Source organism: Flagellimonas aurea, from assembly GCF_017313785.1.
GTDB lineage: Bacteria > Bacteroidota > Bacteroidia > Flavobacteriales > Flavobacteriaceae > Flagellimonas > Flagellimonas aurea.
The window spans coordinates 563,676-579,067 of the sequence record NZ_JAFLNL010000001.1 but is presented as its reverse complement, the minus strand read 5'-3'; the positions used below and the strand labels follow the sequence as shown (position 1 = coordinate 579,067).

Below are 15,392 nucleotides of genomic sequence, written 5' to 3'. Positions count from 1 at the left end.
GTTACAGTTGATAGATCCAATCTTCGGGATTCAAACGATTAGAGTCCTTATACAAATAGAACTTCAATTTGGTGGTGCCGTCCAACCGATTGGTATTTATTTCTCCCAATGCCTCTTTGGCGGTCACTTTATCCCCTTTTTTTACGAAGAGATTGGACAAGTTATAGTATGTACTGATGTAGTTTCCGTGTTTAATCTGTACCCCTTTGTTTCCACCTGGGACAGATAAGATAGCAATAACCTCACCCTCAAAAATGGCCCTTGCTATACTGCCTTTATCTGTGGTGATGGTAACTCCGTTGTTCCTATGTTTGATTCCCGGATAGAGTTTATCGGCATACACACCATATCCTTGGCTTTTTATACCTTTTTCCACTGGCCAAATGAGCCTTCCCTTATTGGATGAGAAGTTATCGGCCAATAGTTTCGCTTCTGGCGTTAGGGCGAATGTGGCACTGCTTGCAGAGTTTCCTGAGCTTTTATTGGAACTTGCAATTGCGCTTTTGATCATTCTCTCTATCTCTCGATCAATTTTGCGGGCCTCCTTTTGCTTTTCTGCAATTGCAGATGTGTATTTGGCTTCGTTTTGTTTTATGCTCGTTAAAAGGCTTCTTTGTGACTCTATTTCTTTGGACAGTTCCGCCTTAGCTTTCTGATTCTCCGCAATAAGTTGGTCCTTTTCCTTTCGTTGACGTACCAAGTCTTGATTCAATTGGGTAAGTTCCTCTGTTTTTTTGACAATCCCCTCACCTTGCTTCTTCCGATGCTTTGCATACTGCTGCATGTATTGAAGTCTTTTAAATGCTTGATAGAAATTTTCGGAAGACAACAGGAACATCAAGCGGTTGTTCTGCGATTTGTTCTGATAGGTTTTTTGAATGAGCTCAGCGTAATCATCCTTTAGGATTTTTAAATCTTCACGGAGCTTACTGATATTTCTGATATTGACATTGATCTGCCTGTTGAGCAAATTGGACTGTTGATTGGTAACACGAATCAGTTCTTGACGGACATTTATTTTGTTGTCCAAAGCTTCCATCTGATCCAAAACAGTTCCCTTTTCCTTACGCTCGGCGAAGAGCAGTCTGTTGATTTCCTTAATTTCTTCCTGAAGACGTTCCCGCTTGGATTCCAAAGCCTTTTGCTCACTGGTTTGAGCAAATGACTTTACCGAGATAAAAAATATAACTATCAAACAGTAAACACAATATGAAAATTTACCTTTCATATTACTTTAATGTAATTTTATCGTATCCATTGGGCACTTTATAGGGAAATGTCATGGATTTATCCAGTTCCAAGTTACGAAAACTTAAATCTATAGTGGTTAATTCCCCTTTTTCCTCTGCCACTATCTTAATATCCTCCGGAAGTATTTTTCCAGAAATATCCTGATAGGTATAATTTGCCATTAACTGTCTTGAGCTTGCCGGTTGGGATATTTGTTGGGAGGCTATTTTGAAATTTTTGGGCTCCAATTGAAACAGTATCTTAAAGAATTCCTGCGCAGCTTTTGGCTTTAGTTGATAGTTGCCATTGTACACTTCCGAGTTGAACTTCTCCTTTCTTAAATCGATAACGGCATTTCCAAGAAGTAGGTTCTGCACTTTTTCGAAATTCAATTCCGTTCCGAGCATATCACTTAAGTAACTAAAGTCGCCATCAAAATATTCGTTCTGGAGCTTGTTGTAGAAAGACACCTTTTCTGGGGTGATATGGGCCTTGACCACACCAAGGGGCGCACTCATCCATATCACCTTATCCTTTTCCATTCGAAGGCTTACGTTTACCCCTTGGGAATCGTCTCCGTTGGTATAATCAATCTTGACCCGCCCCCTCAAAGTCTTGAACTTGGGCTCATTGGAATAATGGGCATTGATGATATTCTTCGCCGATAACTTTGGATTGATTTCTCCTCCCGTGATGGACTTGGTACTTTTACAGGCACCAAGTGCAAGAAGAAAGGCTGTAATCAAGCCGATTCTAGATATGTTTTTATATAGGTTCATTATAATCCTGAATTGATCTTGTTCAAATATTCGTTCGCTTTTTGGGTATTTCCAATTTTGGAATACCCTTCGGAAAGCTGCCGGTAGATTTTATTCTTCAAACCATCGTCGTCCAATAAGTAGTCCAGACCACTTTCCAAAACCTCTACACCTTTATTGGGATTTCCCGTATTGTTCAAAGCTGTTCCGTAGGCATAATAAAAATAGGGCTGCAAGGGATAGGCATCTAACGCTTCTTGGGAATCGTTCAATAACTTTTTAAAATTTGACGCTGCTATTAATTGCTCCATCTGGGCCTTTTGTTGGGCCAATGGGTCATCCGGGTTTGCGCGGTTTTCTACGATAGGTGCCGCATCCGGTTGTTTATCCTTTTGAAGGGAATCGCTTATTTTTTCCTTGAGGTTCGATTTCAATTGAGAACTCTCCAGGTCATCCAGCACTTTCGATGCTTCCCCATACTTTTTCATTTTGAATAGGGAAACAGCCATGTTCTGCTGCAGTTTTTTATTTTGATAAGGTATTCGTTCTTTAATGCTCTCCATGGGACTACCTTGTTTGTCCAGAATGGTCAGTAAATTGTCCAAATACCAATAATCGGTAGGTTCTGATAACAATGCCGCAACGGCGTAATCTTGTGCCTGCACATATTTTTTATCCAACATATAGGCTTTGGCGAGTTCATAGTCCACCACGCTGTTGTCAGGCTCCAATTGCTTACACTTCAGGAGCAAATCCACGGCCCTATCGTAGTTCTGGATGCCTTTTTGCTTTAATGCTTCAAAAAAGTTTTCTTGAAACTCATCGGTATATTCTTCCAGGTAAACATCAGCACTTTCCTGTTCTTCTTGGGCATAGGTATCGTATTGCATCAGTATTGATGCTCCCAAAACCAACCAAACAAGAAGTTTCTTTTTCATATAAACATCCTAAGTCCCCATCAAACTAAAAGCTATTCTAAAGTTATTCCAAAACGGAATAATCTCCAATACTAATGGTCTCAAAATTACCATTGTACACCACATAGTTTCCAATCATGGCATTGTCCAAGTTGGCATTGCTAATCTTGCTATTGCTCTGAATCAGACTGTTCTTTACCGTTGAGTTTTCCAAAACGGTGTTCGCCCCAATGGACACATAAGGTCCGACCGTTGTGTTTTTTAAAACAACATTCTCCCCAATAAAACAGGGCTCAATAATATTGGCGTTTTCCTGTTTTACGGAATTGGCCACCATTTGCTCTCCTTCCTTCTCCAAAAAGCCCAACATACGCTGATTTGTTTCCACGGTCACGTTTTTGTTACCACAGTCCATCCATTCGTCCACTTTACCGGGAACAAATTTCATGCCCTTCTCCATCATGCGTTTGATACCGTCGTTGATTTGATATTCGCCTCCATGGGTAATATCGTGATCTAGAACGTGCTGAAGTTCATTTTTGAGCACTTCCACATCCTTGAAGTAGTAAATGCCGATTACGGCCAAATCAGAAACATACTCCTGCGGCTTTTCGACCAATTCGACTATTTCGTTGCCATCGTTCAATTGAACCACCCCGTAGGCTTCGGGACGCTCCACCTGTTTTACCCAAATAACACTGTCAGCGGATTTATCTAGATCAAAGTCAGCACGAATCAAGGTGTCGGCGTATGCAATTACTGCCGGGCCACTCAAGGATTCTTTGGCACTCATAATGGCGTGACCTGTTCCCAATGGTTGATCCTGCCTGTAAATAGAACCTTTGGCCCCTAGTTCATCGGCCAGTTCCATTAAGCTTTCAACCACATCGTCTCCAAAAAAGGCAGGGTCGCCCAAAATAAAGGCAACTTCTTCTATGGGCTCTCCCAAGACCTTGGCGATGTCAGTTACCAATCGGTGTACGATGGGCTTTCCCGCAACGGGAATCAATGGTTTAGGAACTGTTAATGTGTGTGGTCTAAGACGGGACCCTCTTCCCGCCATGGGTACGATTATTTTCATATGTCACACACCTGCGAAGGCAGGTGTCTTTATTTTATGTGTTAAACATTGTTTATTATCGACTTGATTCAACAAGTTTCATCTTAAGTTATTGTAATTCAATTTCCAGTTTAGACTGATATCAACCCAATTGGGATTAAAATCTTCTATTAATCCGATTTTCCAGTCTCTTTTCCATTTTTTCATTTGTTTCTCTTTCTTTACAGCCTCTTCTCCATTTTCAAACTTCTCAAAATAGACCAACTTGTCACAATTGTACTTAGCCGTGAAAGATTGCGGATAAACTTTTAATTTATGCTCTTTTACTCTTTCATCAAGATTGTCGGTAACTCCTATATAAAGTACCCCGTTTGGTTTGTTGCTCATTATATAAACATTCCAAAACCTCATGATTTCAATGTTTTGTTACGTTCACATCCTTTCCCTAAAGGATTCCTGCCTTCGCAGGAATTTTACTTGGTTCCAGTACTTCCGAATCCGCCTTCGCCCCTATCGGTATCCGAGAGCGATTCCACTTCTTCCCATTCCGCACGCTCATGCTTTGCTATGACCATTTGGGCAATGCGTTCGCCGTTTTCAACAGTGAAATCCTCATTGGAAAGGTTGACCAAGATAACGCCAACGTTTCCACGATAATCGGCATCGATGGTGCCGGGAGCATTGAGTACTGTTATCCCTTTTTTTGCTGCTAATCCGCTTCTAGGACGCACTTGTGCTTCGTAACCCACAGGAAGCTCCATAAACAATCCTGTTGGCACAATTGTCCGTTCCAATGGTTTCAATGTAATGGGGGCCTTCAAATCCGCCCTTAAATCCATTCCCGCCGAAGCAAGGGTTTCGTAATGTGGCAGCTTGTGGCCCGATTTGTTAATGATCTTAATCTTCACGTTTTATAAAAATGCTTCTTAGTTTATCTGCTTCCATCTTGTACACTAGCCCCAAAAATAACAAAAACAGTAGGCTGCCGGCTATTAAATTTCTATTAAAAACATAGAACGAAAGTATTGAAAATACGAGCGATACGGACATGTAGAATACAATTTTCCGCATATTGTACGGTATGGGATAGTATTTTTTTCCATAGTGATAGGATAGCAGCATCATACTTGCGTAGGCCGCCAAAGTGGCTAATGCAGATGCCATATATCCCATTTTTGGAATCAAAGTGATGTTGATGACCAAGGTGATGATGGCCCCTACGGATGAAATATACGCCCCAAACTTGGTTCGGTCCGTTACCTTGTACCATACGGACAGATTGTGGTAAATACCTAAACAGAAACTTGCCAAAAGTATAATGGGAACCACATCCAAGGCTTCCCAGTACACAGGGTTGTTGAGAAGCAATTTTCCCAAGACATCGATAAAAACGATAACCCCCAAAAGAATGATGCTACCTAGAATTACAAAGTAATTGGTAATCTGTGCGTATGTTTTTTGGGGCTTCTCACTTTTGGCATGACTAAAGAAAAATGGTTCCACTCCCATGCGGAAAGCGGTTCCAAACAGTGTCATAAAGAGTGCCAATTTATAGCAGGCTCCGTATTTCCCCACTTCGCTCTCTGCAATGTCTGATGGGAGTAGTTCGGTAAGCAAAATCTTATCCAATACCTCGTTTATGGTAAAAGCTATTCCTGCCACAAGGATGGGACCTGCATATTTCATCATTTGTTTCCAAATATCAAGGTCGAATTTATAGGACGCCTTGATATAAGTGGGAAGCAAAATCAATAATGTTACTCCGCTGGCAATAACGTTCGATATCAAAACGTAATGGATTTCCCAATTGGGCTTATAAATAGATGCCATGAAGCCTGAACCTGACTCTTTCACCATCTGTGGCAGTACAAGCAGGAAAAATACATTAAAAGCCAAGTTTATGGCCACATTAATGGTCTTTAACACGGCATAACGCAGAGGTTTCTCATTGGCCCTGAGCAATGCAAACGGGATAATCACCACGGCATCCAGCACCAAAATATAGGTGGTAAACTTGAGGTAATCGGCATTGATGTTGGTAACACCTGAAAGCCATTCTTTTAGGGAAAGGGCCAAAATCAAAAATAACAAAGAAGAACCCAATAAGGATATCAGCGATGTTGAAATTACTTTTGCCTTGTCCTTGCTTTTGTGATAGAAACGAAAAAAGGCCGTTTCCATTCCATAGGCCAAGAACACATTAAAAATGGCAATCCATGCATATATATTGGTGTACTGCCCATATCCTGATGCATTCTCGAAAACTGCGGTGTACAGCGGAAGTAGGAAGAAAGAAATGACCCTTGGCATTACCGTGGCCAAACCATAGATAAATGTCTGTTTAAAAAGCCTTTTTAATGGATTCAATAGGTGTTGCTTCTTTAAAAACCTTGATTAGGTGGCTACAAGTTACGCAAAAGCCATTATTACCTAAACCTTATTACCTTAAGAAAAACAAAAAGGCCACCGAATGGGTGGCCTTTTAAAATTAATGAATGGTTATTTTAACTCTATTTATTTGATTGTATGTTTTGTAGAAAACCTGCCCTAATTTTTGGGGTATCTACAGCTATCGCTGACCTATAATGTTGAGCCATCATATTGTGATTCCATGTAGGTTTATATCTATCATAATAATAGTCGTATAACCCAGGGAAATCATTTCTTAAATTGTTAATATAATTAACTTGCTCCTGAGGGCTCATATTTGCAGGATCTAAATCTCCTTTTTGAGCAGCTGAAAGCATTTTTCTGTAAATTTCAGCATGTATTACTTCATGAGCAAAAGCAACTGCACCGCCTAAGTCGGATATATTAGCTAATTGAGTATTGCTAAATTCAACTGTAATATTATAGTTTTCAGGAGGATTGGTATATTCCATGCAGGAGGACTCATGTTATTGAATCTCTTCAATCCATACTACATCATACCTTTTAATCATTCCATGCTTATCTATTTCATATAGATAAATTTTTTCAAACACCTCATCATTGAATAATATCTTAATTGTTTTATCTTTTTCTCCTTCTTTTATCAGACTTTTTCTTTTAGTTTCTGCTAATTCTAGGAAGGATGAGATGTTTAAGATATCTATGTTATCCAATTTTGAGTTCAGGACTACTTCCAATTCTCTTTTTGGATTCCACTCAAAATGTTCTTTATTAATATAAAAATGTGTTTTTTTATTATCATTTACTTTTTTTGAAACAGAACACCCTATTTCTTTATTTATATTAAAAGATAAATGAACAATGTCCTTGGTTTGTGAATACAAAAAGGGATATGAAAATCCTATAAATAAAATAATTAAAAACTTTTTCATTTTCAGTTGCATGTTTTATTGCCTGTGCTTTTAAAGTTGCTAATCACATTTTTTATACGGGTTTGTTCCGTTCCTGGCAATTCATTCCAAGAGGTTGTTCCTTGTAACCCTTCCCAAGCAAGATCATTATAAAATTGATTGGAGTGTTGGTTATTGTCAAATTCCTTTAAAATATCAACTATTGTCTGTCTATAATGGGCAGCCATTTGTTCGTGCTGCCAGTTTTTTACATATCTTCTATAATAATCATATATCCCTGGAAAATCATTTATAGAAACATTTCCTCCCACTGATCTAACCTTTCTGTATAGTTCAGCATGTATTGTTTCATGAGTCAAAGTTCGTGCCAAACCTAAAACTGTTCGAGAAGGTAACGTATTTCCATTGATCTTAACTTCAATAATATTAGTTCCACCATTATTAGTGACGGCATTAGTTGTATTAGGTAGATTATAATCCATTGAATACTTCAAATGCGCCACCGGAAACTCCCCATCAAATTTTTGTATGGCATCCCTAAACTTTTTGCCTGTAGCATCTAATTTATCATACACACACTTGGCCTTGCCAGTAAGGTTGTTGAATATATGAACTTCTATAACTGTTGTAGGCCCTGCCACATCTTCAACGGTTTGCCCACCGTCAATCGGGCCTCCTCCAGGGTCAGAAGGACCTCCTCCTCCGGTTCCTGTTTCATAACATGAATATTTTATGGTGACGTCCGCATAAAAAACACCATCTATTTCCACCCCGGCATAAATTACGTCTATCACCTCACAAACCCGCTTACTGGACATCCCGCCTTTGGCTTGATCCTTTGTTATCTTGCCCTCTTTTAAAAATGTAGATGTTATCATACCCCCATTTTCATCGTAAACTGAAACCTTCCCGGTAAAACTATCATAACCCGATTTGCCCGACATTCGTTCTAAAAACCAGTCTTCTTCAGGTTCATACCGTAAAATATGTTTTTGGATACCTCCCAAACTATCCTTTACCAATACCATATTATCATAATAAAGACGCTCTTGGTCAGTCCGTTCCATAACCAAGGTGTAAGAAGTGGCCTTTTCTTTTGTTTTTAACACATTCACTTTTGTTCGGATAATCTCACCAAAAGGTTTTTCGGTCTTGTTTCCAGTGGTGGATTTCTTCAATAAAATTTCTGTGTCCATAATTTGTGATTGGACATAAGGTGGCAGTTCAGAAAATTTTATTGATTCCCTGTCGGAAGTAATTTCTTGTGTCGGTTCAAATACTGATTCATCAATAATATGTTCTTCCCTATCGCAACTTGCTAGCATAATAGAAAAAAATAGAATCAAAATCTTTGTTGGTAATTTAAGTCTCATAATTAAAAAAATCTCATTTATTAAAGAGCTCGTCTTGAGTTGGATTTGGACCGAAAGAAAGGGCTACGGATATTTGTGCTACCGAACATAAAGCCCATAGCCCATGTACAAAGTACTTGACAAAATAGTATTATGATTTTCATTCAGACAAAGATGTATGGACTTTGACCTTGAGAAACTCGTTGTCCACAAGAAAAAACACAACGAATTCATCAAAATACTTCATTATTTTATAGGCATCCAGTTTTCCAGTAGAAGCGTCTCTAAAGAACTTTTTTTTAGGAACTTTTCTAGACTGTAAACTCTCTTTGGTTTTAAACTATATTTTGCTACGCTGTACAAGTAAGGGGTAGTGTTCCCACTAAACTAACAACTTTTTTTGACTATGGACTGGACAAAAACCTTAAAAAAACTGGGGGTTTTCCATGATTGATGGGTGAATCCATGAAAAATGGGCCAAAAAGCTCAAAACAAAAAGGCCACCGAATGGGTGGCCTTTCATTATATGAAATATTGTATTTCTAATTGTTCAACGTTTCTGCCATTGAAAATTTAGCCTCACTTTGGTTCGGCTTAATTGTTCAACGCCTCTGCACCGCCAACAATTTCCAAGATTTCGTTGGTAATCGCAGCCTGACGTGCCTTGTTGTAGGTCAACTTCAGTTCGTTTCTAAGCTCAGCGGCATTGTCGGTTGCTTTGTGCATGGCGGTCATACGGGCACCGTGCTCACTGGCAAAAGAATCCCTGATGGCCTTGAACAATTGTGTTTTCAAGGATTTAGGAATCAATTCTTTCACGATTTCCACTTTGGATGGCTCAAAAATGTAATCCGCTGCAATAGCCTCATCACCTTCCGCACCAACAATGGGCAGGAACTGTTCTGTCATCACAATCTGGGTGGCAGCGTTCTTGAACTTGTTGTACACCAATTCGATTTTGTCGTAGTCTCCTTTGGTGAACAAACGCATCAAAAGTTCTGCGATCTCGGCAACATTCTCGAAGGTCAAATCATCGTATACACGGCTCTGGTCGCCCAAAATGGTATGCCTTTTTCTAAGGATGTCATGACCTTTTTTACCAATGGTGTAGAAATCGACTTGTTTGCCCGGGTACTTGTTAGATACCAGATTGTTGCTCTGCTTGATGATATTCGAATTGAATCCACCGCAAAGCCCCCTGTTCGAGGTAATGGCAACCACCAAAACCTTGTTTACGGGCCTCTTGTCGGCATACTCGCTTCCACCGTCTCCTTCCAAACTGGCGCTTAGCCCTTGCAAGAGCTCGGTCAGCTTATCGGAATACGGACGCATCGCCGTAATAGCATCCTGAGCCTTCTTCAACTTGGCAGCAGACACCATTTTCATGGCGCTGGTTATCTGCATCGTTGATGAGATGGATGATATCCTGTTACGTATTTCCTTTAGATTTGCCATACTATTGTTTAGTATTGAGATTCTAGTATTGAGTATTGAGCACTTTTACCGACTCAATACTGACTACTGAATACTTTGGACTAATTTTTATACTTGCTTGAAAGGTCTTTACAAACCGCTGTTAATGTATCGGTAACCTCGTCGGTTAATTTACCGGATTTAAGGGTATCCAACACATCTCTATGCTTAGCGTTCAAGAACTCCAAGTAATCTTTTTCAAACTCTTTTACCTTGTCCACAGGAACATCTCTCAACAAGTTCTTGGAACCAGCAAAGATGATGGCCACCTGGTCTTCCACGGTAAATGGATCGTTCTGACCTTGTTTCAAAATCTCTACGTTTCTACGTCCTTTTTCGATAACATTCAAGGTAGCCGCATCCAAATCGGAACCGAACTTGGCGAAAGCTTCCAATTCACGGAACTGGGCCTGGTCAAGCTTCAAGGTACCTGCCACTTTCTTCATGGATTTAATCTGCGCAGAACCACCCACACGGGATACGGAGATACCAACGTTGATCGCAGGACGAACACCTTGGTTGAACAAGTCTTGCTCCAAGAATATCTGACCATCGGTAATCGAGATTACGTTGGTGGGGATATACGCGGAAACATCACCTGCCTGCGTCTCGATAATTGGAAGTGCTGTCAACGATCCACCTCCTTTTACGATAGGCTTCAAGGATTCCGGAAGATCGTTCATGGTCTTCGCAATTTCGTCATCTGCAATCACTTTTGCAGCGCGCTCCAATAATCTGGAGTGCAAGAAGAAAACGTCACCAGGGTATGCTTCACGTCCTGGGGGCCTTCTCAAAAGAAGGGATACCTCACGATATGCTACTGCCTGCTTTGACAGGTCATCATAGATGATCAAGGCTGGACGCCCTGTATCCCTAAAGTACTCGCCGATTGCCGCGCCGGCAAAGGGAGCATATACCTGCATTGGAGCAGGGTCGGAAGCGTTAGCGGCAACTATAGTGGTATAGGCCAAAGCACCTTTCTCTTCCAAAGTCTTGGCAATGGCGGCAACCGTTGATGCTTTCTGACCTATGGCAACATAGATACAATACACCGGTTCACCCGCATCGTAAAATTCTTTTTGGTTCAGGATGGTATCGATACAAACGGTTGTTTTACCTGTTTGCTTATCCCCGATCACCAACTCCCTTTGTCCACGTCCAACGGGAATCATGGCGTCGATTGCCTTGATACCTGTTTGCAACGGCTCGTTCACGGGCTGTCTAAAAATTACACCTGGAGCTTTACGTTCCAAGGGCATTTCGTAAGTCTCGCCAGCAATCGGGCCTTTACCATCGATAGGGTTTCCCAAGGTATCGATTACACGGCCAACAATTCCTTCACCAACGTTAATGGATGCAATACGCTCAGTTCTTTTTACCGTAGTGCCTTCCGTAATCTCTTTGGTCGGCCCGAGCAGTACCACACCTACGTTGTCCTCTTCGAGGTTCAAAACGATTCCCTGCATTCCACCATCAAACTCCACCAACTCGCCGTATTGTACATTGGCAAGTCCATATACACGGGCAATTCCATCACCAACCTGTAATACGGTGCCTACTTCATCCAAAGAAGCGGATGCCTCGAAACCTGATAACTGTTTTTTCAAAATTGCTGATACCTCAGCGGCTTTTACTCCTGCCATTTTTATAGACTATTTGTAAATTCTCTTTTTAATCCGTTCAATTTGTTCGCGATGCTGGCATCGTATTGGGTGTCGCCCACCCTAAGTACAAATCCCCCGATGATGCTCTCATCGATTTTGCTCTCAAGTGTTACCTTGTTTCCTGTTGCCTTGTTGACCGTATCCAAGATTTTCTTCTCCAAATCGGATGTCAATGGAACGGCGGTGGTTACATAAGCTACCTCTTCGCCCTTCAATTTTTCATGAAGGATGATGTATTTATAGGCCACTTCTTGTAACATGGCAATTCGTTTGTTACTTATTAAGGTTTGAAGAAGCCCCTTTGTAATTTCGTTGGCTCCTTTGAAGATTTCCAACAAACTGTTCTTTTTCACTTCCGACTTTATGATCGGGCTCTCCAACAAATGTTGAAGCTCCACGTTCTCGGAAATGGTCGCAGCTATCTCCCGCATGTCTTTTTCAACGGCATCGGCCGCTTTGCTTTCGACTGCGAAATCCAAGGTTGCTTTTGCGTAGCGTATGGCTGCCCTGTTTTGGTTCATGTTCCTTAGTTCAGTTTAATATCGCCCAACATGTCCTCGACCAACTTTTGTTGCTTACCTTTTTCGGACAGTTCTTCCTTGATTACTTTTTCGGCAATTTCCAAAGATAGGCTCGCTACCTGCGCTTTGATATCGGCTACGGCTGCTTTCTTTTCGCTCTCTATGGTTGCCTGGGCCTGTTTGATCATCTTATTCCCCTCTACCTGAGCCTGCTCTTTGGCCTCGGAGATAATGCTTGCTTTTATATCCCTTGCCTCTTTAAGCAATGCATCCCTTTCGGCTCTCGCTTCTTGCAACAGTCTTTCGCTGTCGGCTGTTACGTTCTGCATTTCTTTCTTTGCAGCTTCTGCAGCTTCAAGTGCACCTTTAATGCCTTCCTCACGTTTCTCTACCGCTCCAAGGATGGGTTTCCATGCATACTTTCTAAGCAAGAACAAAAGAGCCACAAAAAGCAACAATTGCCAGAAAAACAACCCGAAGGAAAACTGTTCGATTAACTTTTCCATTTATCTTAAAATATGAATTCTTTAAACTCTATCACTTTAAAATCAATGAAGGACCATAGCCAACCGCTATGGCCTTCATCAATGTTTTAACGGTTATTAAGCTGCAAAAAGAGCTGCGAAACCGATACCTTCAATAAGGGCTGCCGCAATCAACATTGCTGTTTGGATCTTACCAGAAGCTTCAGGTTGACGTGCAATGGCTTCCATTGCCTGTCCACCGATTCTACCGATACCCAATCCTGCTCCGATTACGATCAAACCAGCACCTACGATGTTTGGAATTGTCATGATATATGAATTTAAATATTAAACGTTCTACTCTTAATTAATGATGGTCTTCTTCCACCGCCATACCAAAATATAGGGCGGACAACATAGTAAAAATATATGCCTGCAATGCCGCCACCAACAGTTCCAACAAAGAAAGTGCGAATGCCAACAAGAAGGACAATGGGCTTCCTATCCAGTTCTTAAATATGAACATCAACCCGATAATACTCATTAATACCACGTGACCTGCGGTGATGTTGGCATACAAACGAATCATCAATGAAAATGGCTTGATGAACGTCCCCAACAATTCGATGGGCGCCAATATAATCTTCATGGGAACCGGTACGCCGGGCATCCAAAAGATATGCTTCCAGTAGTTTTTGTTCCCCGTAAAAGTTGTGATAAGGTAAGTGATCATCGCCAAGGCAAAAGTAACGGCGATATTGTTGGTTACGTTTACACCAAGTGGGGTAAGCCCCAATAGGTTGATGACCCACACAAAGAAGAATACGGTAAGCAAATAACTCATGTATTTTTTGTACTTGTGCTCTCCAATATTTGGAATGGCAATCTCATCACGAACAAAAAGTACCAAAGGCTCCAAAAACCTTCCGACACCTCTTGGCATGGTGCTCTTCTGATATCTTTTCGCCATGGAACGGAAAACCAAAAACATCAAAAGCGCAACGGCCATTATAAAAACAACATTTTTGGTAATGGAGAAATCCAGTGGCTTTTCGTTGGTCGGATGGGCATCATCCACTACCAAATCCTCGCCAAAAGCATCCTCGGTATGGGTTTCGTCTCCGTGATGACCACCAAAATTAATGGTTCCCTCGGCATCGGTCTTGTATATTTTGTTGTGATAAAGTGCGTAGTGATTTCCATCCACTTCAGCTACGGCCTCCCCATGCTCAAACTGTGAAGAAGAAAAAACCTTGAGTCCATTATCCCAAAGAATCACAGGAAGCGGGAATCCGATGTATTTGTGCTCTCCTTCATCCGTAGTGTAGGAATACAGATTGAAGTCATACGAATCCAACAAGTGATGATCGATATATTCCTTGATTTGGGTCTTTAAATCATGCGCACCGGTTTCAACTTCTTCTCCCTCATGATTTTGGGCCGATACAAATCCCGCAATTAAAAAAATTACGGCAACTAGTTTTTTACTGAAAAAAGAATATCGCATATGATCCAACTATGGGTCCTCAAAAATTGGTGCAAAAATACATTGCTCCTTCAAAAGAAAAAAGCTTTTTCGGGTATTATTTTTTTCTTTGTTTTTTTTGAATAAAATCCACCCTTTGTTACACAGTATTAAGCAGTTTCACCAAAAAGTAGGTTTCCAGAACGAGCGCAAATCCATAGGGTACAAAGAACACAAGGAACTCCAAACGCTCCAGAGTGCCGTCCAAAATATAGGAGGGGTATAGAAAAATGAAAAAAAGTGCAAACTTTAGAAGACTCCCCCCTAAAAAAAAGAAGCCGAGCAAGTCCCTGTATTTGTTCCTGAAAATGTAAATGGCAAAAAAAACGATCAAAGCCATTATCAGGTTGAGCACATAGCTCTTTATAACATGTAATGAGTGCGGGTCATGGCCCTTGCCCTCCAAAATCCATGACTGTGCAAAGAACAAGGCTATTAATCCTACTAACAAAAGGAAAACAAATCGAATAGGGTAAGTCCTTAACTTCAATCGTTGATTTTTTTGACCTGTTGAATTACCAAATATATGGAAATACCAACCGCAAGTACAGTACAGATGGGCAAGAATACTCTTTCCGTCCGAAAATGACCATCCAGCCATTTACCGCCCCATACCCCCAAATAAATGACAACGCCCATTTGAATGGCGGAACCAGACAAACGGGCGGCTGTATTGATTGTCTTTTTATACTTTTTAGGAGGCTTTTGCTGGCTCATTCTTTGTGGTTGACTGCATTTTGGTTGCGGATGCAGATGCAGCACCCTTGCCCATGGTACAGGCGGCATTGAAGGTTGCCCCGGGTTCTACGGCCAATTTTGCTACGCTTACGGTGCCTTCGATATATGCAGAAGATTTTAAGGAAAGGAGGTCCTTTACATTGAGCTCACCATTGAATTTACCTTCGATATCAGCATTCACACATTCTACTTTTCCGTTGATATAGCCATCCTTTCCGATAACGACCTTACCGGACGTGGTCACATTGCCCTCCAGTTTGCCATCTATTCTAAAGTCGGCTTCCGAAGTAATATCACCTTTTATTTTAGTGTTCTTTTCAATTCTGTTGGGCTGCCCGCCAAATTCATTCATAGGTCGTGGTTTTTTGTTGTCAGAAAACATAGTGTT

Annotated in this window: 19 protein-coding genes; all 19 read right to left on the bottom strand. The window is 41.0% G+C overall.

From position 1 onward, the window contains the following. Window position 1: 1 nt before the first annotated feature. Window positions 2-1,228: a murein hydrolase activator EnvC family protein gene (locus J0656_RS02530; protein WP_207031262.1), complete on the bottom strand. Its 1,227-nt coding sequence runs from the start codon at window positions 1,226-1,228 to the stop codon at window positions 2-4. Between the two features lies 1 nt (window position 1,229). After that, entirely contained in the window at window positions 1,230-2,009 is a 780-nt protein-coding gene (lolB1, locus tag J0656_RS02525) for a lipoprotein insertase outer membrane protein LolB1 (protein WP_207031261.1), read from the bottom strand. Further along, entirely contained in the window at window positions 2,009-2,926 is a 918-nt protein-coding gene (locus tag J0656_RS02520; RefSeq protein WP_207031259.1) for a tetratricopeptide repeat protein, read from the bottom strand. Before J0656_RS02520 ends, lolB1 begins: the two co-directional genes overlap by 1 nt. Window positions 2,927-2,969: 43 nt before the next feature. Further along, window positions 2,970-3,986: a sugar phosphate nucleotidyltransferase gene (locus J0656_RS02515; RefSeq protein WP_207031257.1), complete on the bottom strand. Its 1,017-nt coding sequence runs from the start codon at window positions 3,984-3,986 to the stop codon at window positions 2,970-2,972. A gap of 78 nt (window positions 3,987-4,064) precedes the next feature. After that, entirely contained in the window at window positions 4,065-4,376 is a 312-nt protein-coding gene (locus tag J0656_RS02510) for a GIY-YIG nuclease family protein (protein ID WP_237688818.1), read from the bottom strand. A 62-nt stretch (window positions 4,377-4,438) separates the two neighbouring features. After that, window positions 4,439-4,873: a dUTP diphosphatase gene (dut, locus tag J0656_RS02505; protein ID WP_207031255.1), complete on the bottom strand. Its 435-nt coding sequence runs from the start codon at window positions 4,871-4,873 to the stop codon at window positions 4,439-4,441. Next, window positions 4,863-6,332 carry a lipopolysaccharide biosynthesis protein gene (locus tag J0656_RS02500; protein ID WP_207031253.1) on the bottom strand — a complete coding sequence of 490 codons (1,470 nt, stop codon included), beginning with the start codon at window positions 6,330-6,332 and terminating at the stop codon, window positions 4,863-4,865. Before J0656_RS02500 ends, dut begins: the two co-directional genes overlap by 11 nt. Before the next feature lie 143 nt (window positions 6,333-6,475). Next, on the bottom strand, window positions 6,476-6,847 hold the full coding sequence (locus tag J0656_RS02495; protein WP_207031251.1) for a hypothetical protein: 372 nt from the start codon (window positions 6,845-6,847) through the stop codon (window positions 6,476-6,478). Window positions 6,848-6,862: 15 nt separating this feature from the next. Beyond that, entirely contained in the window at window positions 6,863-7,288 is a 426-nt protein-coding gene (locus tag J0656_RS02490) for a hypothetical protein (protein WP_207031250.1), read from the bottom strand. 2 nt (window positions 7,289-7,290) lie between these two features. Continuing rightward, window positions 7,291-8,640: a hypothetical protein gene (locus tag J0656_RS02485; RefSeq protein ID WP_207031249.1), complete on the bottom strand. Its 1,350-nt coding sequence runs from the start codon at window positions 8,638-8,640 to the stop codon at window positions 7,291-7,293. A 573-nt stretch (window positions 8,641-9,213) separates the two neighbouring features. Further along, entirely contained in the window at window positions 9,214-10,074 is an 861-nt protein-coding gene (atpG, locus tag J0656_RS02480; protein ID WP_207031248.1) for an ATP synthase F1 subunit gamma, read from the bottom strand. Window positions 10,075-10,154: 80 nt separating this feature from the next. Next, window positions 10,155-11,735 (bottom strand): F0F1 ATP synthase subunit alpha, encoded by a 1,581-nt coding sequence (gene atpA / locus J0656_RS02475; RefSeq protein WP_207031247.1) that lies wholly within the window; start codon window positions 11,733-11,735, stop codon window positions 10,155-10,157. A 2-nt stretch (window positions 11,736-11,737) separates the two neighbouring features. Next, window positions 11,738-12,277: an ATP synthase F1 subunit delta gene (atpH, locus tag J0656_RS02470; protein ID WP_207031246.1), complete on the bottom strand. Its 540-nt coding sequence runs from the start codon at window positions 12,275-12,277 to the stop codon at window positions 11,738-11,740. A 5-nt stretch (window positions 12,278-12,282) separates the two neighbouring features. Beyond that, the gene (locus tag J0656_RS02465; protein WP_207031245.1) at window positions 12,283-12,783 is read right to left on the bottom strand and encodes a F0F1 ATP synthase subunit B; all 501 of its coding nucleotides are present in this window, start codon (window positions 12,781-12,783) and stop codon (window positions 12,283-12,285) included. Between the two features lie 96 nt (window positions 12,784-12,879). Further along, the gene (gene atpE, locus J0656_RS02460) at window positions 12,880-13,071 is read right to left on the bottom strand and encodes an ATP synthase F0 subunit C (RefSeq protein ID WP_053970734.1); all 192 of its coding nucleotides are present in this window, start codon (window positions 13,069-13,071) and stop codon (window positions 12,880-12,882) included. A gap of 37 nt (window positions 13,072-13,108) precedes the next feature. Then, window positions 13,109-14,248, bottom strand: a complete 1,140-nt coding sequence (gene atpB / locus J0656_RS02455) for a F0F1 ATP synthase subunit A (RefSeq protein WP_207031243.1) — start codon at window positions 14,246-14,248, stop codon at window positions 13,109-13,111. Window positions 14,249-14,366: 118 nt separating this feature from the next. Beyond that, on the bottom strand, window positions 14,367-14,756 hold the full coding sequence (locus tag J0656_RS02450) for a hypothetical protein (protein ID WP_207031242.1): 390 nt from the start codon (window positions 14,754-14,756) through the stop codon (window positions 14,367-14,369). Next, a complete protein-coding gene (locus J0656_RS02445; RefSeq protein WP_207031240.1) occupies window positions 14,753-14,983 on the bottom strand; it encodes an AtpZ/AtpI family protein in 231 nt (76 codons plus the stop codon). The genes J0656_RS02450 and J0656_RS02445 overlap by 4 nt, the downstream gene beginning before the upstream one ends. Beyond that, window positions 14,961-15,386, bottom strand: coding sequence for a bactofilin family protein (locus J0656_RS02440; protein ID WP_207031238.1), 426 nt, complete (start codon window positions 15,384-15,386; stop codon window positions 14,961-14,963). Before J0656_RS02440 ends, J0656_RS02445 begins: the two co-directional genes overlap by 23 nt. Window positions 15,387-15,392 lie beyond the last annotated feature (6 nt).